The organism is Rhodopseudomonas pseudopalustris (genome assembly GCF_900110435.1).
GTDB lineage: Bacteria > Pseudomonadota > Alphaproteobacteria > Rhizobiales > Xanthobacteraceae > Rhodopseudomonas > Rhodopseudomonas pseudopalustris.
Genome location: NZ_FODT01000009.1, coordinates 44,244 through 67,330 on the forward strand (window position 1 = coordinate 44,244; position 23,087 = coordinate 67,330).

Annotated in this window: 18 protein-coding genes; 8 read left to right on the forward strand and 10 right to left on the reverse strand. The window is 65.2% G+C overall.

The annotated features are described in order from the left end of the window. Positions 1–296: 296 nt before the first annotated feature. The 5 genes from hemP to BMY71_RS17415 all read left to right on the forward strand — a co-directional run bounded on the left by hemP (position 297) and on the right by BMY71_RS17415 (position 5,084). Positions 297–494 (forward strand): hemin uptake protein HemP, encoded by a 198-nt coding sequence (gene hemP / locus BMY71_RS17395; protein ID WP_244526102.1) that lies wholly within the window; start codon positions 297–299, stop codon positions 492–494. Beyond that, positions 491–1,462 (forward strand): heme/hemin ABC transporter substrate-binding protein, encoded by a 972-nt coding sequence (locus tag BMY71_RS17400; protein ID WP_092685411.1) that lies wholly within the window; start codon positions 491–493, stop codon positions 1,460–1,462. Before hemP ends, BMY71_RS17400 begins: the two co-directional genes overlap by 4 nt. Beyond that, entirely contained in the window at positions 1,459–2,544 is a 1,086-nt protein-coding gene (locus BMY71_RS17405; RefSeq protein ID WP_092685413.1) for a FecCD family ABC transporter permease, read from the forward strand. The genes BMY71_RS17400 and BMY71_RS17405 overlap by 4 nt, the downstream gene beginning before the upstream one ends. After that, the gene (locus BMY71_RS17410) at positions 2,541–3,326 is read left to right on the forward strand and encodes a heme ABC transporter ATP-binding protein (RefSeq protein WP_092685415.1); all 786 of its coding nucleotides are present in this window, start codon (positions 2,541–2,543) and stop codon (positions 3,324–3,326) included. Before BMY71_RS17405 ends, BMY71_RS17410 begins: the two co-directional genes overlap by 4 nt. A 342-nt stretch (positions 3,327–3,668) precedes the next feature. Next, positions 3,669–5,084: a sensor histidine kinase gene (locus BMY71_RS17415; RefSeq protein ID WP_011502761.1), complete on the forward strand. Its 1,416-nt coding sequence runs from the start codon at positions 3,669–3,671 to the stop codon at positions 5,082–5,084. 113 nt (positions 5,085–5,197) lie between these two features. Here BMY71_RS17415 and BMY71_RS17420 read toward each other — a convergent pair whose 3' ends face one another. The 5 genes from BMY71_RS17420 to BMY71_RS17440 form a co-directional block, all read right to left on the reverse strand. Further along, positions 5,198–7,474 carry a CHASE2 domain-containing protein gene (locus tag BMY71_RS17420; RefSeq protein ID WP_092685417.1) on the reverse strand — a complete coding sequence of 759 codons (2,277 nt, stop codon included), beginning with the start codon at positions 7,472–7,474 and terminating at the stop codon, positions 5,198–5,200. A 287-nt stretch (positions 7,475–7,761) separates the two neighbouring features. Further along, on the reverse strand, positions 7,762–9,507 hold the full coding sequence (locus tag BMY71_RS17425; RefSeq protein ID WP_092685419.1) for a FecR family protein: 1,746 nt from the start codon (positions 9,505–9,507) through the stop codon (positions 7,762–7,764). A gap of 11 nt (positions 9,508–9,518) precedes the next feature. Beyond that, positions 9,519–10,835, reverse strand: a complete 1,317-nt coding sequence (locus tag BMY71_RS17430; protein ID WP_202190397.1) for a tetratricopeptide repeat protein — start codon at positions 10,833–10,835, stop codon at positions 9,519–9,521. Between the two features lie 261 nt (positions 10,836–11,096). Continuing rightward, on the reverse strand, positions 11,097–11,822 hold the full coding sequence (locus BMY71_RS17435; protein WP_092685595.1) for a Spy/CpxP family protein refolding chaperone: 726 nt from the start codon (positions 11,820–11,822) through the stop codon (positions 11,097–11,099). A 217-nt stretch (positions 11,823–12,039) separates the two neighbouring features. Further along, on the reverse strand, positions 12,040–12,690 hold the full coding sequence (locus BMY71_RS17440; protein ID WP_092685423.1) for a TetR/AcrR family transcriptional regulator: 651 nt from the start codon (positions 12,688–12,690) through the stop codon (positions 12,040–12,042). Between the two features lie 98 nt (positions 12,691–12,788). Here BMY71_RS17440 and BMY71_RS17445 point away from each other — a divergent pair, with 98 nt between their 5' ends. Further along, positions 12,789–13,613 carry an NmrA family NAD(P)-binding protein gene (locus BMY71_RS17445; protein ID WP_092685425.1) on the forward strand — a complete coding sequence of 275 codons (825 nt, stop codon included), beginning with the start codon at positions 12,789–12,791 and terminating at the stop codon, positions 13,611–13,613. A 93-nt stretch (positions 13,614–13,706) separates the two neighbouring features. On the opposite strand, the gene BMY71_RS17450 is transcribed toward BMY71_RS17445, so the two are convergent. Then, complete coding sequence (locus BMY71_RS17450) at positions 13,707–15,332, reverse strand: peptide chain release factor 3 (protein ID WP_011502751.1); 1,626 nt, start codon at positions 15,330–15,332, stop codon at positions 13,707–13,709. Between the two features lie 202 nt (positions 15,333–15,534). On the opposite strand from BMY71_RS17450, the gene sugE reads away from it, so the two are divergent. After that, a complete protein-coding gene (gene sugE / locus BMY71_RS17455; RefSeq protein ID WP_011502750.1) occupies positions 15,535–15,849 on the forward strand; it encodes a quaternary ammonium compound efflux SMR transporter SugE in 315 nt (104 codons plus the stop codon). Between the two features lie 219 nt (positions 15,850–16,068). Here sugE and BMY71_RS17460 read toward each other — a convergent pair whose 3' ends face one another. Both BMY71_RS17460 and BMY71_RS17465 read right to left on the reverse strand, forming a co-directional pair. Then, complete coding sequence (locus BMY71_RS17460; protein ID WP_092685427.1) at positions 16,069–17,079, reverse strand: inorganic phosphate transporter; 1,011 nt, start codon at positions 17,077–17,079, stop codon at positions 16,069–16,071. Positions 17,080–17,094: 15 nt separating this feature from the next. Then, positions 17,095–17,739 (reverse strand): DUF47 domain-containing protein, encoded by a 645-nt coding sequence (locus BMY71_RS17465; protein WP_092685429.1) that lies wholly within the window; start codon positions 17,737–17,739, stop codon positions 17,095–17,097. A gap of 587 nt (positions 17,740–18,326) precedes the next feature. Between BMY71_RS17465 and BMY71_RS17470 the strand changes: the two genes are divergently transcribed. Beyond that, positions 18,327–20,849 carry a DUF4407 domain-containing protein gene (locus BMY71_RS17470; protein ID WP_092685431.1) on the forward strand — a complete coding sequence of 841 codons (2,523 nt, stop codon included), beginning with the start codon at positions 18,327–18,329 and terminating at the stop codon, positions 20,847–20,849. A 370-nt stretch (positions 20,850–21,219) separates the two neighbouring features. On the opposite strand, the gene BMY71_RS17475 is transcribed toward BMY71_RS17470, so the two are convergent. Then, a complete protein-coding gene (locus BMY71_RS17475) occupies positions 21,220–22,194 on the reverse strand; it encodes a branched-chain amino acid ABC transporter permease (protein ID WP_011502746.1) in 975 nt (324 codons plus the stop codon). A 1-nt stretch (position 22,195) separates the two neighbouring features. Beyond that, on the reverse strand, positions 22,196–23,059 hold the full coding sequence (locus BMY71_RS17480; RefSeq protein WP_092685597.1) for a branched-chain amino acid ABC transporter permease: 864 nt from the start codon (positions 23,057–23,059) through the stop codon (positions 22,196–22,198). Positions 23,060–23,087 lie beyond the last annotated feature (28 nt).

The following is a 23,087-nucleotide window of genomic DNA, read 5'->3' on the forward strand; positions in this document are numbered from 1 at the left end:
CGACATCGGCCGCAACACCGGGGCGCGCGCCAGCGCGCGCAGGTAACTGACCAGCACGACCATTCTGAATTCCAATCAGATTATCGGTGATGGGCTGGCGGGCGCTGCAGATGCAGGGAGCTGGCTGGCGAAAACGGACATGACGACCGCGACGCGGATCGCCGTCACCTGAACCTGACGCCACGGCCGCCGCGCGTCAAGCCGAAGCGTCCCGCTTTAAAGTGATTATAATACACATTCCGACGGGAGCACTTATAACGACGTCAGCTAACAGTTCGAAGATCATGACGGGTAAAATGACGGCATACACTGATAACAACGACACCGCTGACGAAGCGGCGGACTCAGCGACCGCACGCGCCATCCATGTGATCGGCAATCAAGTCGAGAGTCGCGATCTGTTTTCGCTGGGGCGAGAGATCGTCATTGCCCACGGCGGCGACAGATACCGGTTGCGCCTGACATCTCAGAACAAGCTGATCCTGACGAAATGATCGCCTCAGCTCTTTCAAAGCCCGTGCGCCGCACGATCGTCTCGATACTCGCGGTGACCGCTCTCACAGCGAGCCCCGGCTTTGCCGGCGACATCGCAGTGCGCGACGCGCATGGACGGAACGTCGTGATCAACGACAGCTCGCGCACGGTGTCGATCGGCGGCGCGATCACGGAAGTGCTGGCTGCGCTCGGCCTCGACCAACGGATCGCCGGCGTCGATTCGACCAGCACCTATCCGCTCGCCGTCGTCAAGGACAAGCCGAATGTCGGCTATCTGCGGCAGCTCTCTGCCGAAGGCGTGATCGGATTGAACCCGACGCTGATCCTCGCGATGGACAGCGCCGGTCCGAAGCAGACGATGCAGGCGATCGAGGCGGCGAAAATCCCGATGGTGTCGATCCCGGAGAACTTCACCGAGCAGGGACTCCTGGAGAAGATCCGTCTGATCGGCCACGTGATGAACGCCGACGCGGCCGCAAAATGTCTTGCGACCGCCGTGGCGGAGGATTTCGAGCAGCTCAGGCAGCTCAGGGCAAGGATCACCAGGCCGATGCGGGTGATGTTCGTGATGTCGCTGGTCAACGGCCAGGCGATGGCGGCCGGCCGCAACACCGCGGCCAACGAGATCATCGAACTGTCCGGCGGCGTCAACGCCATCGACAGCTACGAGGGTTACAAGTCGATCAACGACGAGGCGATCGTCGCCGCGAAACCGGACGCCGTGCTGACGATCCAACGCAGCCGGGACACGTTCGAGGCCGATGCGTTCTACGCCCATCCGGGCTTTGCCCTGACGCCGGCGGCCAAGACCCGCTCCTTCGTGGCGATGGACGGCCTCTATCTGCTCGGCTTCGGGCCGCGCACCCCGGCGGCTGCGCGCGACGTCGCGGCGACGCTGTATCCACAGCTCGCAACTCCAGCCGGCAATTTCAAACCGAAGGCGGCGTCCGCCGATTGCCGCTCATGACCGTCATGGACATCGGACGCAGGCGGGTCGCACGGTCGTTTCGGCCGCGGTCCGGCGTGACCATCGCCGTGTTGCTCTCATTGCTCTCGATCTGTCTTGCGCTCGCTCTGACGGTCGGCGCGGCGGGCATTCCGCTCTCGCGACTGCCCGCCGCGCTACGGCTGCTGCCCGATGCCGACGCAGGGCCGCTGGCGGCGCGCGATCAGCTGGTACTGTGGTCGATCCGCCTGCCGCGCATCCTCACCGCCGCGATCGTCGGCAGCCTTCTGGCGGCGTCGGGCGCGCTGATGCAGGGGCTGTTCCGCAATCCGCTCGCCGATCCGGCGCTGGTCGGCGTCTCCAGCGGCGGCGCTCTCGCGGCCGCGGCGTCGATCGTGCTGCTCGATCACACGCTCGGTCATAACTTGCGTTTCCTGCAGGACCATCTGCTGCCGATCGCCGCCTTCGGCGGCTCGCTGGTCACCACGATCATTCTGTTCCGGATCGCCAGCCGCGCGGGCAACACCTCGATCGCATTGTTCCTGCTGGCGGGTCTCGCGATCGCCGCCATCGCCAATGCCGGGATCGGCGTTCTGGTGTTCCTCGCCGACGACCGGCAGTTGCGCGATATCACCTTCTGGATGATGGGATCGCTCAGCGGCGCGAACTGGGCCAAGGCGTCGTCGACCGCGCTGGTGCTGCTGATCGCGCTGTTGGTCTTCGTCAAGGTCGCGCGGCATCTCGATCTCTTGGTGCTCGGCGAGTCGGAGGCGTTCCACACCGGCGTCGACGTCGAGCGGATGAAGCTGCTATCGATCGTGCTGGTGTCGGCGATGACCGGCGTCGCGGTCTCGGTCTGCGGCGTCGTCGGATTCGTCGGGATCGTGGTGCCGCATCTGCTGCGTCTGGTGATCGGCCCGTCGCATCGGCTGCTGCTGCCCGCCTCCGCCTGCCTCGGCGCCGTGATGCTGGTCGCCGCCGACACCGTCGCGCGTACCATCGTCGCGCCGGCCGAGATGCCGATCGGCATTCTCACGGCCGCGATCGGCGCACCGTTCTTTCTCGCCATCCTGCTGCGGCAGCGCAAGCTGGTCGGCCTATGAGCGCTGCACTGACGGCAAATGCCGCGTCGTTTGCGATCGGTAGCGTCGCGCTGGTCGAGCGCGTCGACCTCCGCGTCGAACCCGGTGAACTGATTGCCATCGTCGGCCCGAATGGCGCCGGAAAATCGACACTGTTGCGGATGTTGTCCGGTGACGTTCGGCCGACGGCCGGCGCGGTCCGGATGGCGAACCGCGATCTTTCCACCTACTCGCCGCGTGAACTGGCCGGGCGGCGTGCGGTGCTGGCGCAGCACACCAATGTCGGCTTTCCGTTCTCGGTCGAGGAGATCGTCTGGATGGGCGCCGACATCGATCGCCGCAAGGCTGCACCGCTGTTCGATCGCGCCATCCGCGAAGTTCGGCTCGAAGCATTCCGCCATCGCGACGTCACCACCCTGTCCGGCGGCGAACAGCAGCGCACGCATTTCGCGCGCGTCCTGCTGCAACTGTGGTGCGGCGAAGCCTCCTATGGTCCGGGGCTATTGCTGCTCGACGAGCCGACGTCGAGCTTGGACATCCGTCACCAGCTCGATCTCGCGGAGATGGCGCGGCGTTGCGCGCGAGACGGCACCACGGTGATCGCAATCCTGCACGACCTCAATCTGGCGGCCCGCTTCGCTGATCGCATCCTGATGATGCATCAAGGCGCGCTGACCGCCGATGGTACGCCGTCCGCCGTGATCCGCCCAGACCTGCTCGCCAGGGTGTTCGATGTCGAGCTGTCGGTGAGCCGAGACTCGACAGGAGCCCCCTTCGTGCTGCCGCAATTGGCGAAGCGGTGACAGCTCCCCTGAGTGTCTGACGGAAACTGCCTCGCGCAGTCGTTTCCGCACCCCGTCACTGCGGGCGCGATTGTTGACATTCGCCCTGAAAATGGGACATCAACTTCACCCGACAACAAATGAAATCTGCACATTGTGCGGTTAAATCAATATCTTGCGCTAAAGTGGCAGCCCTTCCCGCTGCTTCCGCGGGATTTCATGTGTCTTGCCCGAAGCATAGGTCGTCGGCTCCAGTTGCTGACGTGCCCCACAGCGATTGCGCTTACGCGATCGCCGGCTCACAAGCGGAGCTGAACTATCACGCGACCCAGATTGGCCCGGTCCAGTTTCTTGACGATACAGATGAATCGAAAATCATTCGCAAACGCAACTCTGGCGCCCTGGTTGCTGGGCGCCACCCTGTTGCTATTCATTGTCATCGCCGGCGCCCTGTTCCTCAATCTGATGCGGCTGCGCGACAGCTTCTCCTGGGTGCAGCACACCAACGACGTGCTGCTTTCGATTTCCGGCATTCAGCAGGCGGTGCTGGAAGCGGAGACAAACGAGCGCGGCTACCTGCTCACCGGCATCGACAGCTACCGCGAAACCTATAGCCGTAAGCGAGACGATCTGGCGTCCCGGCTCGACAACCTACGCTCCACCGCCGCCGACAATCCGGAGCATGCCGCGCGTATCGACGAACTACGTCAACTGATCGACATGCGAACCGCACAGCTCGGTCGCGTCATCGAACTCGGGCCCGAGCGGTTGCGCGAGGCGCTCGACATTCTTGAACAGGCCCGCACCGACCGGCTGACCGAACGCGTCGAAGCCAGTCTGGCGGGCTTGACCCAGACCGAACAGGGTCTGCTCGCGGAGCGGATGTCCCGGCACGACCAGGAAAGTCTTGCCGCGGCGCTGATCACCGCCTGCCTGCTGATCCTCGCCGTCGCCAGCGCCGCGATCGCCGCGTTCCTGCTCGAGCACCAACGCGCGGTGTCGCGGCAGCAGGAGGCCGACCAACGGCTGCAGGCCTTGCAGGCCGAGCTGATGCGTGTGGCCCGGCTCAGCACCATGGGCGAAATGTCGAGCGCGCTGGCCCACGAACTCAACCAGCCGCTCGGGGCCATCACCAATTATGTGCGAGGCTCGCGCCGCCTGGTCGACGCCAGCAACCATCCCGACAAGACCAGGATCGGCGCGGCGCTGGACAAGGCCGCGCAGCAGACGCTGCGCGCCGGCGAGGTGATCCAGCGCCTGCGCGAATTCGTCGGCCGTGGCGAGACCGACAAGACGATCGAAAGCCTGCGCGCGATCGCGGAAGACGCGCTGGCGCTCGCATCGGTCGTCACCCGCGATTGCCCGGTCGACGTCGAACTCGCGATCGCCCCCGCGGTCGATCGCGTTCTGGTCGACAAGGTGCAATTGCAGCAGGTCTTTCTCAATCTGATCCGCAACGCCTTCGAGGCGATGCGGGAACAGCCGGAGCGCCGTCTCACGATCGACGGCAGCGCCGCCGCCGATGGCCTGATCGAAGTCGTGGTCACCGACTCGGGCCCCGGGCTCGATCCGCAGATCGCCGATCGGATGTTTCAGCCGTTTACCACCACCAAGCCCGAAGGCATGGGCATCGGCCTGTCGATTTCACAGACTATCATTCAGGCCCATGGCGGCTCGATCAAGGCCGAACCCGCGCCGGGCGGTGGCACGCTGTTCCGGTTCACACTCCCGCAGGCAGAATTCGCCCTGTCCGAGGTTCAGACCGCCGCAGCCGTATAGAGCATGATCCCGAAAACGAGATCCCGGTTTTCGAAACGATCATGCTCAAACAAAAATCGACTGCAGGATGACGATCCGAACCGTCATCATCGCGCCGTAGCAAGCGCCACCCCCTACCCCACGCCCAGCGTCTGCACACCGTCCTTCGCACCCACCCGCTCGGCGAAATGATCGTACAACCCTTGCAGCGCCTGAGGCGCGGCAGCGCAGCACTCCGCCAACGCATCGGCAGCAGCCTTGTTGTCGCCCCCAGCCAGCGCATCGAGCAACCGGCGGTGCAGCCGCTTCAGCTCGGCGAACTCGGGCGTCGCCGCAACCGTCTCGTCGCCGACGAGCGCATAGAGCCGTGTCGGGCGCGACTTGCCCTTCAGCAAGATTTCGCCGGCTTCGAGCAGCGCAATGCCCGGCGCTGCGCGCGCGACGTCTTCGGAGACTAACAAATCCGTGCCGAAACTCTTCGACGCGGATTCGATCCGCGCCGCGACGTTCACCACGTCACCCATCGCCGAGTAGTTGAACCGCTTCGCCGACCCCATATTGCCGACGCAGGCTGAACCCGTATTGATGCCGACGCCGATCCGCACCACCGGGTCGGCGATGCCCCTCGCCACGAATCCGAACATATCACCGTCGTTGAGCTGCTCGACGACCGCGCGCATCTTCAGCGCGGCGCGGCAGGCGCGCGCGGCGTGATCGGCCACGTCGACCGGCGCGTTCCAGAACGCCATGATCGAGTCGCCGATGTATTTGTCGATGGTGCCGAACTCGTCCTGAATCACGTCGGACAGCGGCGACAGCAGCGTGTTGATGAAATCGACCAGTTCGGTCGCGCTCAGCGTCTCCGAGATCGGCGTGAAGCCGCGGACGTCCATGAACATCACGCTGAGGTCGCGGGTCTCGCCGCCGAGCCGCATCCCGTCCGGTGATTGCTCGAGCTTGGCCAGAAGCTCCGGCGCCAGATATTGCCCGAACGCCTGGCGGGCGAATTTCTTCTCGCGGTCGGTCGCCATGTGCAGCACGCGCTCGACCGCCACATAGGTCGCGAGCGTCGCCAGTGACGGATACACCGGATCGATCAGGAGCCGGAAATGCGAGAATGCGAACCACGACCCGCCGATCGCGCAGAGAAACACAACGCCGCAGGCGATCAGCGAGAATCGCGCGCCGGCGATCAGCAGCAGCGCCGCGACCAGCGAGCCGAGCAGCAGCGTCAACACGATTTCGAAACCATCCGCCCAATCCGGTCGCTCGATGAAATCCTGCGCAATGATCTGCTCGATCATCTGCGCCTGGATCGCGACGCCGGGCACCACCTGGCCGAGCGGCGTGGCGCGCGCGTCGAGCAGGCCCGACGCGGAGGTGCCGACCAGGACGATCATGCCCTCCAGCCGTCCGCGCATCTCGGCATCCTTGGCGGGATCGAGCACGTCCTTGACCGAGACGTAGTGATCCGGGCGGTCGCGGTTGAAGTACACCCAGGCCTCGCCGTCCGGCGTCAGCGGCAGCTTGAACTGACCGACCCGCATGTCGAGCAGCGCGGCCTTGCCGGTGTCGGCGTCGCCGCTGGCGCCGGTTCCGCGGACGACGATGCCCTTCTGGTTCTGCGCCACGCGAAGCGCCTCGATCGCGAGGCTTGGATACACCTGCGCGCCGTCCGACATCAGCATCGGCAATCGGCGGACCACGCCGCTGTCGCGCGCCGACAGATTGATCGCGCCGACGCCGGCGGCGGCTTCATCGAGCAGCGGAAGATTGGAGACGGCGCCCTGGAACGGCGGCAGCACCGCGCTCGGCGTGACGCCGACCGCGGCGAGCCCGGCTTTCACGGACGGTCGCGTGGCGTTGGCGAAGCGGTGGGCGGCGAAGCCGAGCACAGTCGGCGTCTTCCGCATCGCCTGCGCGAAACTCTGATCGTGATCCGGCAGGCTCTTCAGCAGCGCGACCGTGAGATCGCGGTCCGGCAGATCGGCGTCGCCGAGTTCATTGGCGAGCCGTCCGGGCGTCGTGCGGTCAGGCTCGGAGAAGATGATGTCGTAGGCGACGACGCCTGCGCCGAGTTCTCCGAGCCGCTTGGTCAGGGCCGCCAGGCGCGTACGCGGCCACGGCCATTGCCCGTAGGCAGCCAGCGATGCCTCGTCGATATCGACGATCCGCACCGGCAGATCGGCGTAGGGCCGCGGCGACAATCGCTGATAGGCGTCGAACGCGCGCTCCTTGGTCTCGTTCACCAGCCGCGGGTCGTAGGTACGCAGCCCGGTCAGTGCGATCAGCGTCAGCAGCGCCGCGGCGACGGCGCGGATCGACTTGCCGCGCGTCGACCGCCGCAGCCGCAGCCACGACAATGCGGCCCGGCTGAGGATCGGATGCGTGGCACGGCTCAGCCGCCGCACGGCGCAGCCTCGGCCGTTCCACGAACGTCACGCGGAACCACCCGGCTCCACGGCAGCGGCCTCTGAGAGAGATGGAACTGACACATCGGCGGAACGTCGCTTCGTTGGTGGACCAGACGTCGCCGGACAGCGGCGGTGGACGCCGCAATGCTAGAAAGAACAGCCGGTTCTCGCTACTGATTTCACCGGAGTCCCGCCGCGAACCCGCGCTTCGAACCGACGCGAAAACGTCCTCCCGCCCACGAGGCCCCACAAAAGACCGACCTCGGATAGGCGGCGCGTAGCGCCTATTTCTTCTGCGCCGCGAAAATGCCGCCGCCGAGATAATTGGCGCCGGAAATCGCCACGGCGCCGCCCATCTCGCCGACCGGGCTGTTCGCGCCGCGGAAGAAGCTGCCGGTCAGCGCCATCTGCCGCGCCCCGGTGTCGCCCGCGAGCGAGCCGGCAAAGTTGCGCGGGTCGGGCAGGAATTGCACCTGTCCCGTATAGTTGGTGCTGTCGAGACCCGTCACGGTCACCTGCCCGCTACGCGTTCCGAAGTTCACCGTGTTGCTGAAATTGCCGGTCGACACGTACTGGGTGCCCTGGTTGTCGATCGCGGCGATGACATGCCCCGCATAGGTCGCCTGCCCCGAAGTCGGCACCTCGGTCGCCGTGGTCGGGCGGCCGGCGACCCAGAAGCCGAGGATCGTATCGGCGTACGAAGATCGCGCGCTCTGATTGGCCCATAGCCCCCAGCGCGTGTAGTCGCACTGGCAGAAATTGGTCGCCGCTGCCGAGCCGTCCTCCGACGTCAGTTGTCGCGCCTGCTCTCGCGTGACCGTCAGCATCGCGCCGACCTGGTTGGTGACCGGCAGGCCGTTGATGGTCGACAATGGTTTGCCAGTCTTGTCCTCCGCGGCCGCCCCGCCGAAATGATTGTAGTCACCATAGGCGCCCTGCGCGTCGAGATTCGGATCGGTCGATCCAAACTGATAGTTGAACGTCGTCGGCAGATAATACGAATTCGGGCCGTGCGCGACATCGCCGTTGAAATTCGCCTGCATCCGCCCCGTCGTCGCGTCGAGCGCGACGCTGGCGGTGCCGCCGGCCACGCCGGTCGAAGACGGCGCGTAATAGGTGGAGGCGTTGAACACGCTGGTCATCAACCCGCCGACGAAGCCGGTCAGCGTCAGCGACGGCCGCGCGTTGGCGGCCTGCTCTTGCTGAATTTGCTGCGCCACAGGCTGCACTGCGGACTGCTGCGTCGAGGTTTGAATGGTCTGGTTCAGCGTCGAGACCACAGGATTGATCCGCGGGGTCGGCGGCGGCGGAGGCTGCGGCGTGAGAGATCCCGCGACCGAGCCGCCCGGCGTGCCGGTGGCGCGGTTCTCGGCGCGCTGGACGTTGCCCTGCGATGCAGCCCCCCGCGCGACGCCGCCGAACTGGCCGCTGCCGCTCTGGAACAGCTGGATCTGGTTCAGGACGAAATTCGGCGGCGGCGGGCCGGGCGGCGACGGCGGCTGGCCACCCTGCAGAGCAGTGTATTCGCCGGCCCCGAGCGTCACCGTCGATCCGCCGGAGGAGACCGTCGAACTGCCGTAGCCGGCATAGACGTGATGCGTCCCGATCAACGCGACGCCGCCACGGATGCCGACGGTCGCGGATGCCGTCCTGATCTCGGCGTCGCCGGTGTGGCTGATCTGGCCGCCGACGAAGCGCAACGCGCCCTTGCCGAGCGTCGCCGCAAGCTTGCCGCTGCCGGCGTTCGGATCATAGACGTATTCGTCGATCGTCAGATCGCTGTTCGGACCGACCGTCATCGACGTCTTGTCGAGAAACAGCAATTGCACCGAACCGGCCGAGGTCGTCTGAATCCGCTCCTTGTGCGTGATTGATGCGCCGATGGTGATCGTCCGCAAATTCGCGGTCGCATTGGGATTGACCGCGGAGGCCTTGCCGACTTCCTGCGCCAAAGCGCTGGCGCTGAACATCGCCACGGCCAGCGCCGCCATCACACTTTGTCCGATCCGCTGTCCTGACAACCGTCGCATCGCCGATCTCCTCAGAAACGCAGCGTCGGGCCGATCGAGGCCGACAGGTTGTTGGTGCGATAGTTCGGCAGATTGGAATCGATCTTGGTGTAGGTCACCTGGGTGCGCAGCCCGACATTGTCGACGATCTGCGCGTCGAAGATCGCGCCGTAGCGATATTCCTGGTCGCGGCGGATGATGACCGGATCGACGATGAAATTCGGCGTCTCATAATTCGCCTGGCTGAAGCCCGCAGTCGGCGCGAACACAAAGGCGCGCGGCGCGCCAAACACCGGCAGCACGAACTCGATCGGCAGCGCGACGTCGATCGAATAGCGCTTGTAGTTGTTGTAGTCGGCGATCGCCTTGTTGCCGTCATAGCCGGCCCGCGTGGTCAAGTGCACCCCGCCCCAGCGGAAGTCGGTGAGAATCGCCGCGCTCAGCAGATCGCCGGTCTGGTCGCCCGCGGTCGGGAAGTAGGTCGAGTCGCTGAAGCGGCGGTGCCGGGTCTCGACATAGCCTTCGACGAGGCCGAGATTGCCGAGCGTGGTGCGCGCCGACAGGCCGCCGCCGAGCGCGCTGAAGTAGCTGTAGTCGCCGAGCCAGACCTTGTCGCCGATGCCGTAATACTTGAACGACGCATTCTGCCCGAGGCCGACACGATGGCCGAGGGTGACTTCGACCAGTCCGAGGTTGAACTGGCTCAGCGTCATCTGCCGCGAGTTGAGACCGAGGAAAGTGGTCTCGATCGCGTCGCCGCGAAGATTGAGCTTGTAGGCGTAGCTCGCCGCGACGGTCTGGAACGTGCTCCAGTCCGGCTTGCGGCCGTAGCGGCCGTCGAGAATGGCGTCCTGGCCGAGCGCGCGCACCTGCAGGCCGTTGGGGCCGATATTGGCGTTGGTCTGATAGCGCATCCCGGCGTGGAGAAACACGCTGTATTCGTAGGTCGCGAGCCGGCGGTCGATCTCGGCGAGATAGGCCATCACCTGGGCGCGGATATCGTCCGGAACGTTGCCGCCCTTGATCGCGTCGATCAGATAGCCCCGCGCGATTTCGTACGAGGCCAGCTTGAAGTACAACACGCCGAGTTCGAGCTTGACCCGCGGCAGATCGGAATTGAAGAACAGCATCCGCTCGAGCGCGCCGATCGCTGCTTCGTAGTCGCCACGCTCCACCGCCTGATGCGCGAATTTGAAGCTGATGTCGAGATCGGTCGGGCGCTGATACATCTCCTTGAACAGCGCGTCGTAGTCCGGCTGCACGGCCGAAGCCGGCACCGGCCCGCCGGCGCCTTGCTGCGCAGAGGCCCCCGGAACGGTGAGGCCGATCGCCGCCAACAAGACAAGCATCGTCACTCGAAACGTCACGCTGCACCCCGAAATCAAATAATCTCGAAACTGATTGCTCGGTGGTCCGAGCTAATTGGTCGGGATTTTGCGGGCAACGTTCGGACAGCGGTACCCATTTCTGCGCCGACGCGACGCGATTGGAGGCCGTCGTGGCTTTTGTGTCACGCCGCAGCCAGGGAAATGTCCTGAAATTGAACGAGATCACACAAAATGCCGCGCGATTGTGCAGGCGCGCGGGCGTAGTCCAGCAGGCGCGCAGGCTTAATCCAGCCCGCGCTCGGTGCTGAGTCGGACCATCTCGGCGACGAAGAACGCCTTCTGCTTGTCGTCGAGCGAAGCGTAGAGCGGCTCCGCCGCGTCGGCCACCGCGCGCTGGTCTGCGCCGCGGTCGTAGAGGAATTGCGCCTCGTTGCGCATCTGCTCGACGATGTCGTCAGGCGGATCACGCTGCGCGCGCGCCTTACGCAGGGTGAGCCGTTCCGCGCCGTGCTGGCCGAGATAGTGCATTGCGCTGGAGAACAGACCCCAGTGCTTTTCCTGCTCCGGCGTCAGGCTCAATTCGCGCTTGATCCGCTCGATATGGGCGTCGGAGTTCGCGACCATCTGCTCGGCGGTGAGCTGCACCACCGGCGCAGCCGTTCCGGATTTCGCCTTGCGCTTCGCCTCCCTCTCCTGCTTGCGGGCCTCCTTGGCCGAGCGCGGTGGCGCGGTCTGCTCGCGCGCAGCGCCGACCGGCCCACGCGCGGTGTTGCCGCCGGTGACGCCGGTCAGCACCCCGCCGACCACCCCGACCACGCCGCCGATGGCCCCGCCCAGCACGCCGCCGACCGGCCCCGCCGCCTTGTTGCCGGCGCGGGCGCCCTGCTCCACCCCCTGCACCAGCCCCTGGGCCTGCGCGGGCGGTTGCAACGCGGCAAGCCCGACCAGCGCGGCGACCGACAGGACGGCCAGGGGAACAAAGCGGCGACGCTTGGCAAGTCCGGGCATTTCAAATTCTCCGTCGTCCGCGCCTTTGCGCGGCACGGATGGATCATGCAGGTCGATTCGGCCGACAGTCTGGCAGAGCGCAGCACCGCGGTGAAGCCGCCGCCCCCCAAAGCGTTCGGAGCAGAAGGACGGATCGTCGAACCCTCATCCTGCTCCAGATCGTCGTTCAAGCATGATCATCGTCCGAAAACCCGTATCCGCTTTTCGGGATCAGCCCCTAAAGCGCCGCGAAATCCTTCGGCAGCGTCCGCTTGAACAGCGCCAGAACACGCTTTGCTTCGCGCGGCGGCAGCGTGATCGCGTGGCGGACGGTCGCGGCGATCAGGACGATCATCAGCTGCGCGAAATCCCGAAGCGCCGCTTCCGGCGCCAGCGGAGCGACGCGGCGTAGCGCCTCGGCGAGCAGGCCGGCGAGAAATGCGCCGTCATCAGCGTCGAGCTGCTGCAACGCGCGGTCGGCCTGCGTCGCCTGCCAGACGCAGCGCACCACCGGCTCGTCGTGGAAGAACTGATAGTAGCCGTCGGTGATCGCGCCGAGCACGTCGTGCAGATCCTCGGTCCGCTTCAGCGCCGCGAGTTCGCGGCGGATGCAATCGTGGCCTTCGGCGTTGAGGCGCTCGGCGAGCGTGGCGATGATCGCGGTTTTGTCGGGGAAGTACTGATACAGCGAGCCGAACGCGATGCCGGTGCGCGCCACGATGTCGCTCATCCGGAAATCCTCGCTGCCCTTCTCCGCCATCACCTCGGCGGCGCAGGTCAGGATGCGCTCGAACCGCTCGCGGCTGCGCGCCTGCGAGGGCACCAGCCGCGCCACGCCGGAACCCGGCGGCGCCGCCGCCTGCTTGCCGCCTGTCGTCGATCCCGCCATCGCCGCATCCCCTCGCATCGCTTGACGATCTCAATACGAGAGTTTATCGCATTTATCAAATGCGAGAATCCCTCGCATTAAGAACCAGAGAGATCGACATGACCGACACTCCCGTTCTGATCATCGGCGGCGCCGGCAAGACCGGTAGCCGCGTCCAGGCCCGTCTCGCGGCGCGCGGAATCGTCACCCGGCTGGCGTCGCGGTCCAGCCCGACGCCGTTCGACTGGACCAGGCCCGACGGCTGGGCCGCTGCCCTCGACGGCGCGTCGAGCGCCTATGTCACCTATCAGCCCGACCTCGGGGCCGATGGCGCGACGGACGCCATCGCGAAACTCGGCCGGCAGGCGCATCGCAAAGGGCTGCGCCATCTGGTGCTGCTGTCCGGCCGCGGCGAGCCCGGCGCACAGGCTGCGGAAGCGGTGCTCCAGGCGTCCGCCGTGCCGTGGACCATCGTGCGGGCGAGCTGGTTCCACCAGAATTTCTCCGAGAGCTATCTGCTCGATGGTGTGCTGGCGGGCGAGATCGCCCTCCCGGCGGGCAGCGTTCCCGAGCCGTTCGTCGACGCCGACGACATCGCCGACGTGGTCGCAGCGGCGCTGACCGATCCGCGCCACATCGGCCAGATCTACGAGGTCACCGGCCCGCGGGCGCTGACATTCGCGCAGGCGGTCGCGGAAATCGCCCAGGCGAGCGGACGGCCGATCCGCTACACCCAGATTTCTCCGCACGACTTCGCCGAGGGCTTGCAGCAGGCCGGCGTCCCGGCCGAACTGATCAAAATATTGAACGAGCTGCTGACCGTCGTGCTCGACGGCCGCAACAGCCGGGTCATGGACGGCGTCGCGCGGGCGCTCGGCCGTCCGCCGCGCGATTTTGCTGACTATGCCCGCACCACAGCCGCCACTGGCGTCTGGAGGGTGTGACGCGGCGAGACGACGTCCCGGATCAGCAGCGCTCGGGGATACTGGATCCCCGCATGCGCGGGGATGACGATCGGAGGAGGAACCCGACCGGCCTCACCCGACCTTCTTCACGTCCTTGATCTCGGAGAACACGATGCCTTCGGCGCGGTCGCGGGTGTAGCCGAGGTAGAATTCGTTCTTGGCGAGATAGACCGGGTCGCCGTCGACGTCGTCGGCGATCGAGGAATTGTTGGCGGTGAGGAAGGTATCGAGTGTCTTGCGGTCCTCCGACGAGATCCAGCGCGCCAGTTGAAACTCGGACACTTCGAAATCCACCGGCAATTGATATTCGGCCTCGAGCCGGGCCTTCAGCACGTCGAGCTGCAGCGGACCGACGACGCCGACCAAAGCGGGCGCGCCGTCGCGCGGGCGGAACACCTGCACGACGCCCTCTTCGGACATCTGCTGCAGCGCTTCCTTCAGCTTCTTGGCCTTCATCGCGTCGCCCAGCCGAACCCGGCGGACGATTTCCGGCGCGAAGCTCGGCACGCCGACGAAGGTGACGTCCTCGCCCTCGGTCAGGGTGTCGCCGATCCGCAGCGTGCCGTGGTTGGGGATGCCGACGACGTCGCCGGCGAACGCCTCGTCCGCCACCGAGCGGTCCTGGGCGAAGAAGAATTGCGGCGCCGACAGACTCATATTCTTGCCGGTGCGGACCAGCCGCGCCTTCATTCCGCGTGTCAGCTTGCCGGAGCAAAGCCTTGCAAAGGCGATGCGATCACGGTGGTTGGGATCCATGTTCGCCTGAATCTTGAAGACGAAGGCGCTCATCTTCGGCTCGTCGGCCTCGATCTTGCGCAGATTGCTGTCCTGCGCCCGCGGCGGCGGCGCATAGCGGCCGAGCCCTTCCAGCAGATCGCCGACGCCGAAATTGCGCAGCGCCGAGCCGAAATACACCGGCGTGAGGTGCCCCTCGCGAAACGCCTCCAATTCGAACGGCTTGCAGGCCTCGGTCACCAGCTCGAGTTCGTCCTTCACCGCGGCGACGTCGAGGCTGGCGCTGCGCTTGCCGAGGTCCTCGATCGCGATCTGCTCGGCCGCACCGGTCTTGGCGCCGCCGCCATCCAGCAGTCGCACGCCGCCGTTGAGAATGTCGTAGGTGCCGAGGAAGTCGCGGCCGCGCCCGACCGGCCAGGTCATCGGCGTGGTGTCGAGCGCCAGCGTCTTCTCGATCTCGTCCAACAGATCGAACACGTCGCGGCTTTCGCGGTCCATCTTGTTGATGAAGGTGATGATCGGAATATCGCGCAGCCGGCAGACCTCGAACAGCTTTCGCGTCCGCGCCTCGATGCCCTTGGCGGCGTCGATCACCATCACCGCCGAGTCGACCGCGGTCAGCGTGCGGTAGGTGTCCTCCGAGAAGTCCTCGTGGCCCGGCGTGTCGAGCAGGTTGAAGACGAGGCCGTCGAATTCGAAGGTCATCACCGAGGTGACCACCGAGATGCCGCGGTCGCGCTCGATCTTCATCCAGTCCGACCGGGTGTTGCGGCGCTCGCCCTTGGCCTTGACCTGGCCGGCGAGATTGATCGCGCCACCGAACAGCAGCAGCTTTTCGGTCAGCGTGGTCTTGCCGGCGTCGGGATGCGAGATGATCGCAAAGGTGCGCCGCCGCGCCACTTCCTGGGCGAGCGAAGTCGGGGTCGAGGACGGCGCTTCGGCCGGAATGGCGAGATCGGACATGCGGAGCCTGTGGCAGGGAAAACGGGCGTAATCAAGCGGATTTCGGGGCGCGCGACGGCTTGCAGGCTGCCCTTGGGTGTCTCATATAGGTGCTCGAGGACGACCTCCCAATCACCCTTTCGGCCGGGACGACCCGGCTTCCCGAGACTGCGCATGTTCCGCGCCGCTTCGCAGCGCCCGAATCATGCGCAAGGAGGCCCTCATGGCTTGGCTTTATCTTTTCTTTGCCGGATTGCTCGAAATCGGCTGGGCGATCGGCCTTAAATACACCGAAGGTTTCACGAGGCTGATGCCCTCGCTGCTGACGATTGCGGCTATGGCGGCGAGCATGGTGCTGCTCGGGCTGGCGCTGAAGACACTGCCGATCGGCACCGCCTATGCGATCTGGACCGGAATCGGCGCAGTCGGCACCGCCTTGCTCGGCATCGCGCTGTTCGGGGATCCCGCGACGGTGGCACGGCTGGCCTGCATCGGCCTGATCGTCGCCGGCATCATCGGGCTGAAGGTCGTGACCTGAGTTCCCGAAAACCGACCGGGCTGACCGTCATGGCGCGGAGTGCGGTAACGAAGCAAACCAGCCCCGGTGCATCGAGCTGAGTTGCTTGGCTCCACTCGCCATCGCGTGTCTGGAGCAGGACGACTTCAATCTTCGCATTCTCATCCTGCTCCATCCCTTTGTTTGAGGATGACTTTCCGAGAGTCAGCATCCACCTTCGGGGACAGGCTCTGGCCGCCCTCAGAACGTCGGTAGCAGTCTCGTCGCCCAATAGGCCAAAGCGGCGACGATGGCGGAGGCCGGGATCGTGATTACCCAGGCGTAGACGATCGAGCTCGCCACGTTCCAGCGCACCGCCGACATCCGCCGCGCCGCGCCGACGCCGACGATCGCGCCGGTGATGGTGTGGGTGGTCGAGACCGGCACGCCGAGGAAGGTCGCCATGAACAGCGTCGCCGCGCCGCCGGTCTCGGCGCAGAACCCCTGCATCGGCGTCAGCTTGGTGATCCGCAGCCCCATGGTGCGAACGATCCGCCAGCCGCCCATCAGGGTGCCGAGCGCCATCGCCGCCTGGCACGACAGCACCACCCAGAATGGCACCGAGAATTCGCTGCCGAGATAGCCCTGCGAGTACAAAAGTACCGCGATGATGCCCATGGTCTTCTGGGCGTCGTTGCCGCCATGGCCGAGCGAATACAGCGAGGCGGAGACGAATTGCAGGATGCGGAAGGCGCGGTCCACGGCGAACGGCGTCGAGCGCACCGCGGCCCAGGACACGATCGCGACCAGCACCAGCGCCAGCAGGAAGCCGACCACCGGCGACAGCACGATCGCCAGCAATGCCTTCGACAGCCCGCTCCACACCGCCGCCGACAGCCCGGCCTTGGCAAGCCCGGCACCGAGCAGCCCGCCGATCAGCGCATGCGACGAACTCGACGGGATGCCGAGCGCCCAGGTGACGATGTTCCAGACGATCGCGCCGCACAGTGCCGCGAAGATCACCGACGCGTCGATCACGCTGGGATTGATGATGCCGGTGCCGATGGTGTTGGCGACGTGCAGGCCGAACACCAGGAACGCCACGAAATTGAAGAACGCAGCCCACAACACCGCATATTGCGGGCGCAGCACCCGGGTCGACACGATGGTGGCGATCGAATTGGCGGCGTCGTGCAGGCCGTTCAGAAAGTCGAACAGCAGCGCGACGGCGATCAATCCGACCAGAATAGGCAGCCCGAGCGAAGCGTCCACAATCCGGCCCCTGCCCTAGACTTGCTCGATGACGATGCTGTTGATCTCGTTCGCGACGTCGTCGAACCGGTCGGCAACCTTCTCGAGATGGTCGTAGATCTCGGCGCCGACGATAAAGTCCATCGTGTTGGCGTTGCGGTGCTTGAGGAACAGCTCCTTCAGGCCGATATCGTGCAAATCGTCGACCCGGCCCTCGAGCTTGCCGATCTCCTCGGTCATCGCAGTCAGCATCTGCAAATTCGGCCCGATCGACTTCATCAGCGGCAGCGCCTTGCCGACCAGATTGGCGCTCTCGACCAGCAATGAGCCGATCTCGCGCATTGGCGGCTCGAATTCGCGAACTTCGAACAGGATCACCGCCTTGGCGGTCTGCTGCATCTGATCGATGGCGTCGTCCATCGCGGTGATCAGATTCTTGATGTCGACGCGGTCGAACGGGGTGATGAAGGTCCGGCGCACCGCCATCAGCACCTCACGGGTAATTCCGTCTGCCTCGGCCTCGAAATGGCTGACCCGCTGGCAATGCACCGGCGTCTCGTCGCCTCCCCGAAGCATGTCCTGCAGCGCTTGCCCACCTTGGACGACGGTCTGGGCATGCCGGGCGAACAGGTCGAAAAACCTCTCCTCCCTGGGCAGAAAGGCTCGAAAGTAGCGAAGCATTGGGAGTTATCCGATTGACGGGGCTGGGCCCGGGCGTCGGCCCGCGTCACAGGAGCGTCATAAATCACCTCGGGCGATGGCAGGCAACCGCCCATTCGAAGAACACCTCCCCCATCGACGCGTATCAGGGGTTCCTGGCGGGCCGGCCGGCCGATGCAACGCAGCGACACACTACAACGCCAACGATTGACGCTCCCCGGTCATCCACAGAAATACACGCGGGCCAATATTGCGTCGCAATCGAAATCACCGCGCAAGCGCCCTTCGCGAATCACTTGAACACGCTGAGGTCGATTCGAGCTGCGCGAACCTGTGAGTCGCAGCGGTACCCAGAAACAGATCACCCCCCTGTCAACGCCCGACCCCGGAAAATTTTTGAGGACAGTACAAGCTGCGTCCGAGCCCGGCGAGACGCCGAACTTCTCTCCTGACTATCAACACTTAGCGGCCATTGCTGAGCTGAACTGAGAGGCTGTTGAATCGACCTGAGAGCAGCGCCGCGTATTGAATTCGCTAACGCTCTGTTAAAGTCAGGCAGACTTGTCACTTTCCAACCGCGGCGCACATCACCGCAGAATTGGGCGGCCATGATTCAAAGCGCACTTGGTGTCATCGCAGGCGTCGATCGCAAGACCCTCTCGACCTGCCCGGCCTCCGACAAGCTGTGGGCCGCGCATCTCGGCGCGTCGCTCTGCCTCTCCTTCATCGTCGTGCTCGGCGTTTCGTATCACGCCACCGGCTACATGATCGAGAGCGTCTCGACGCGGTTGCTGGTCTCCGGCGTGATCGCGCTCACCGTGCTGATGTTCGATCGCGCGCTGTGCCAGTCGGATTGGTTCTATCAGGGGACGCTCTGGGATACCGCGCCGATCCAGTCGAGCGCCGAAGCAAAGCAGACCGCCTGGCGGTTCGTGCGCGTCGGGATCCGGCTGCTGATGTCGTTCGGGCTCGCCTGGGTGATCGCGATGTTCCTGGAACTCGCGATCTTCTCCGGCACCATCAACGAGAAGATCGAGGCGGACCGCGTCGCCGCCAATCAGCCGATCTACAACAAGATCGCGCAATACGAGTCGGGGCTGAACGCCGAGGTCGCCCGCCGGCAGGCCAGCATTGATGCGCTGGAGGCCCTGCACCGCGACGCACTTACCGAGGCGCCGGCGCCGGAGCCGAACCTCCAGACCCGCAACGACGACATCGAACAACAGATCAAGGCGCTGGTTGTCCGCGAGAGCGAAATCCGCGCCGATATTGGTCAGATCGACCGCACCATCCAGCGCTACATCGCCGACATGAACGCCGAAGAGTTCGGGATGAAGGCCTCGCCGAACAATTCGGGCCGCCCCGGCGCGGGGCCGCGCTATGAATTCGCCAAGAAGCAGAAAGAGGCGTTCCTGGTCCAGCGCGCCGCGCGCGAAGCCGAGATCGCCCAGCTCCACGTCAAGCGCGACGAACTGCGCGCGGCGCAATCCAAGATCGGCGCCGAGGCGCTGGTCGCGCGCGATCAGGAGCGCGCCGCAATCAAGGCCAAGGCCGATGCGCTGCAGACCCGGATCGATGCCGCCCGCGCCGAGCTCAAGTCGTTTGAAACGGCCAAGGTCGCCAGCGTCGCCGAGTTCCGCAGCAAGGCGCTGGCCGAGTCGTACTACCAGGACAAGAGGGAGCTGGTCGACCCGCTGACACGGATCGCAGCCTATCAGGAGTTGAAGAACGACCCCAAGGACGGCGGCACCATGACGCTGTTCTCGTGGATGACGCGCTTCTTCATCATCTTCCTCGAAATCGTTCCAGTCGTTGCGAAAATCTTCTTCTCGCCGCCGAGCGTCTATGCCGCCAAGATCCAGGCCCAGGTCGAGCGCGCACGGCAGCGGATCGAGAACAACGAGGATCTGGACGACGACAAGCCGGCGGAGCCCGCCCCCGTGCTGGCGATGGCGGCGATGCCGCTGCCGGCAATGAGCCTCGACCCGGTTGTTGTGAAACCTGCGCCGCAGCCGAAGGCCGAGCCGCCGAAACAGCCGGCCCGACAGCCCGAGCGACAATATTATGAGGAAGACCAGCACGAACTGCCGCGGCGACCGGCCCGCGACCGCGACGACCGCCTCCCCGACTACAGGCCGCGCGAATATGCCGAGCGCGACGCCGATCCGCGCGGCTATGGCCGGCGTCACGACGATCCGCGACGCTACGGCGCGCGGGACGACTATGCCGGGTATGACGACTTCGATCGCAGGAGTTTCGAGCGTCGTGACCTGCATCCCCGCTACGACGACGAACGCGACTACGATCGGCCGCGGACGGCGCCGGTGCGCCGACGGACGCCGCAATTCGCCGCCCAGGACTATGCGGCGCACGACTATGCAGCTCGAAATTTCGGCGCGAGCAGCTACGGCGAGCCGGAGTTCGATACGAGCGAGATCGACGTCCGCAATCTGATCGTGCCGCGGAAGGGTGCGCCGCGGTATGACACCGCGGACCAACAGCCGGGCAGCAGAATCCGATTTACCGTGAAGGACGACGCGCCCGCCACGCCGGACCACGCCGCGCGGCCCGCCGCGAACGCCGAGCGCAATCTGCGCTGGCCGGACGGCCTGCCGGTGGACGATCTGAACACCCGGGAACTGCTGCGGCAGGTGCTCGCAGATGCCGAAACCGGCCCGCGCGCCGAGCCGGAGCGCAAGCAGATGGCCGCAATTGCGGACACGCCGCCGCCGGTTTCCGAGGATGCGCCGATCCCCGCTGACGCGACCGCGCAGCCTGTCGTCGCTGACGCGCCAGCTCAGCCAGTCGTCGAGGCCGAAGCGGCCGCAGAGCCGGATGTGATTCCGACATTTCTCGGGAAAAAGAATCACGGATCCAGCGGCGAAAACTCACCGGCCGAGGCGGCGCCTCCCGCGCCGCACGCAACCGAAGAGGTTGCGGCTCCGCCCAGTGAAATCGTCGGCCCGGTTCAGAAATACAGCGCCGACGTCGAGAAGCTGATGACCGAGGCGATGGAACTATCGCGCGCCAGAAAGAAGGCGGCACATCCGCGGCGCGACCATCACCACGAGGGCGACGCCGAATTGCCTCTGGACAACAAGGTCCAGTACGAGATCTTTCCGAAGCAATAGGCGCGATTGCGGACGGGCGTAGCCCCGCTCGCGCGACCTGCCGCTTCACAACGTCTCGATGGTTCGCCGCGTCGGTTCTGATTTGCCCCAGAACCGACGCGGCGAATTGCTTTTCGGGCTCGTTTTTTACGAGGCCGCCTGTTCCGGCATCAAAAAGCTGAACCCCAAAGCGGACTGGAGCTTTTCCGGTTCTGATCGAATCAGAACCGGAGCTCTAACTTTTTGTTCTGACGCGTTGTCTTCACGCGAACCGGCACCCCTTCGCTCGAAAACGCTATGGGGGATTGTCGCCCGCCGCGGTCTACGGGAATTGCCCGAAGGCAGCGCGAGCTTCGCGCCGCCATGGCGGCGCGAAGCTCGGCTCAGGCCCTTACAGCGAGCGTTTGAAGTAGTGCCCGATCTCGCCGACGATGCCCCGGCGGAAGGTCAGCACGCAGGCGACGAAGATCACACCCTGGATCACCGTCACCCATTGGCCGAAGCCCGCAAGATACTGCTGCATGGCGATGATCACGAAGGCGCCGACCACCGGACCGAACACGGTGCCGAGCCCGCCGACCAGCGTCATCAGCACGATTTCACCGGACATCGACCAGTGCACGTCGGTCAGCGAGGCGTTCTGCGCCACGAACACTTTGAGCGCGCCGGCGAACCCCGCCAGCGTGCCGGACAGGATGAAAGCCATCAGCTTGTAGTGGTCGGTCTTGTAGCCGAGCGAGATCGCGCGCGGCTCGTTCTCGCGGATCGCCTTCAGCACCTCGCCGAACGGCGAGTTGATGGCGCGATAGATGATCAAGAAGCCCAGCAGGAAGCCCGCCAGCACCACGAAATACAGCGTCGTGGTGTTCTGAAGGTCGATCACGCCGAACATCTTGCCCTGCGGGATGCCCTGGATGCCGTCTTCGCCGTGGGTGAACGGCGCCTGCAGATAGATGAAGTACAACAGCTGCGACAGCGCCAGGGTGATCATCGCGAAGTAGATGCCCTGGCGGCGGATCGCGATCAGGCCGGTGATGACCGAGAGCCCGAACGCCGCCGCAGTGCCGGCCACGATCGCGAGCTCGGGCGGCAGTTCCCACACCTTCAGCGCGTGGGCGCTGACATAGCCCGCCGTGCCGAGGAACATCGCGTGACCGAACGACAGCAGGCCGCCATAGCCGATCAGCAGATTGAAGGCGCAGGCCAGCAGCGCGAAGCACAGCCCCTGCATCACGAAAAACGGATAGACGCCGGTGAACGGCACCACCGCCAGCACGATCGTCATCAGCGCGAAAGCGATCATCTCGTCGCGCATCGGACGCCGCGTCGTCGGGGTCGGAACGGAGTTTTGCGTAATCGTGCTCATGTCAGGTTGCCCGTCCCGTCAGGCCCGAGGGTTTTACAAGCAGCACCAGCACCATCAGCACGAACACCACGGTATTGGAGGCCTCGGGGTAAAAATATTTGGTCAGGCCTTCGATCACGCCCAGCGCAAAGCCGGTAATGATCGAGCCCATGATCGAGCCCATGCCGCCGATCACCACCACCGCGAACACCACGATGATCAGGTCGGCGCCCATCAGCGGCCGCACCTGGTTGATCGGCGCCGACAGCACACCGGCGAGCGCGGCGAGACCGACGCCGAGCCCGTAGGTCAGCGTGATCATCCGCGGCACGTTGATGCCGAAGGCGCGCACCAATGTCGGATTCTCCGTGGCGGCGCGCAGATTGGCGCCGAGCCGGGTGCGCTCGATCAGGTACCAGGTCAACAGGCAGATCACGAGCGAGAACGCCACCACCCAGCCGCGATAGATCGGTAGGAACATGAAGCCGAGATTGACGCCGCCCTTGAGTTCGTCGGGGATCGCATAAGGCAGACCCGACGAGCCGAAATAATTCTGGAACACGCCCTGGATGATCAGCGCCACGCCGAAGGTCAGCAGCAGTCCGTAGAGATGGTCGAGCCCGGACAGCCATTGCAGCAGCGTGCGCTCCATCAGCATCCCGAACAGGCCGACCGTGAGCGGCGCCAGGATCAGCGCCCACCAATAGCCGATGCCGAACAGGTTCAGCAGGAAATAGGCGCAGAACGCGCCCATCATATACAACGCGCCGTGGGCGAAGTTGATGATGTTGAGCATGCCGAAGATCACGGCGAGGCCGAGACTCAGCAAGGCGTAGAACGAACCGTTGATCAGCCCGACCAGAAGCTGCGCCAACAGGGCCTGGATATTGATCGACATAGGGTTTCCAGATCTC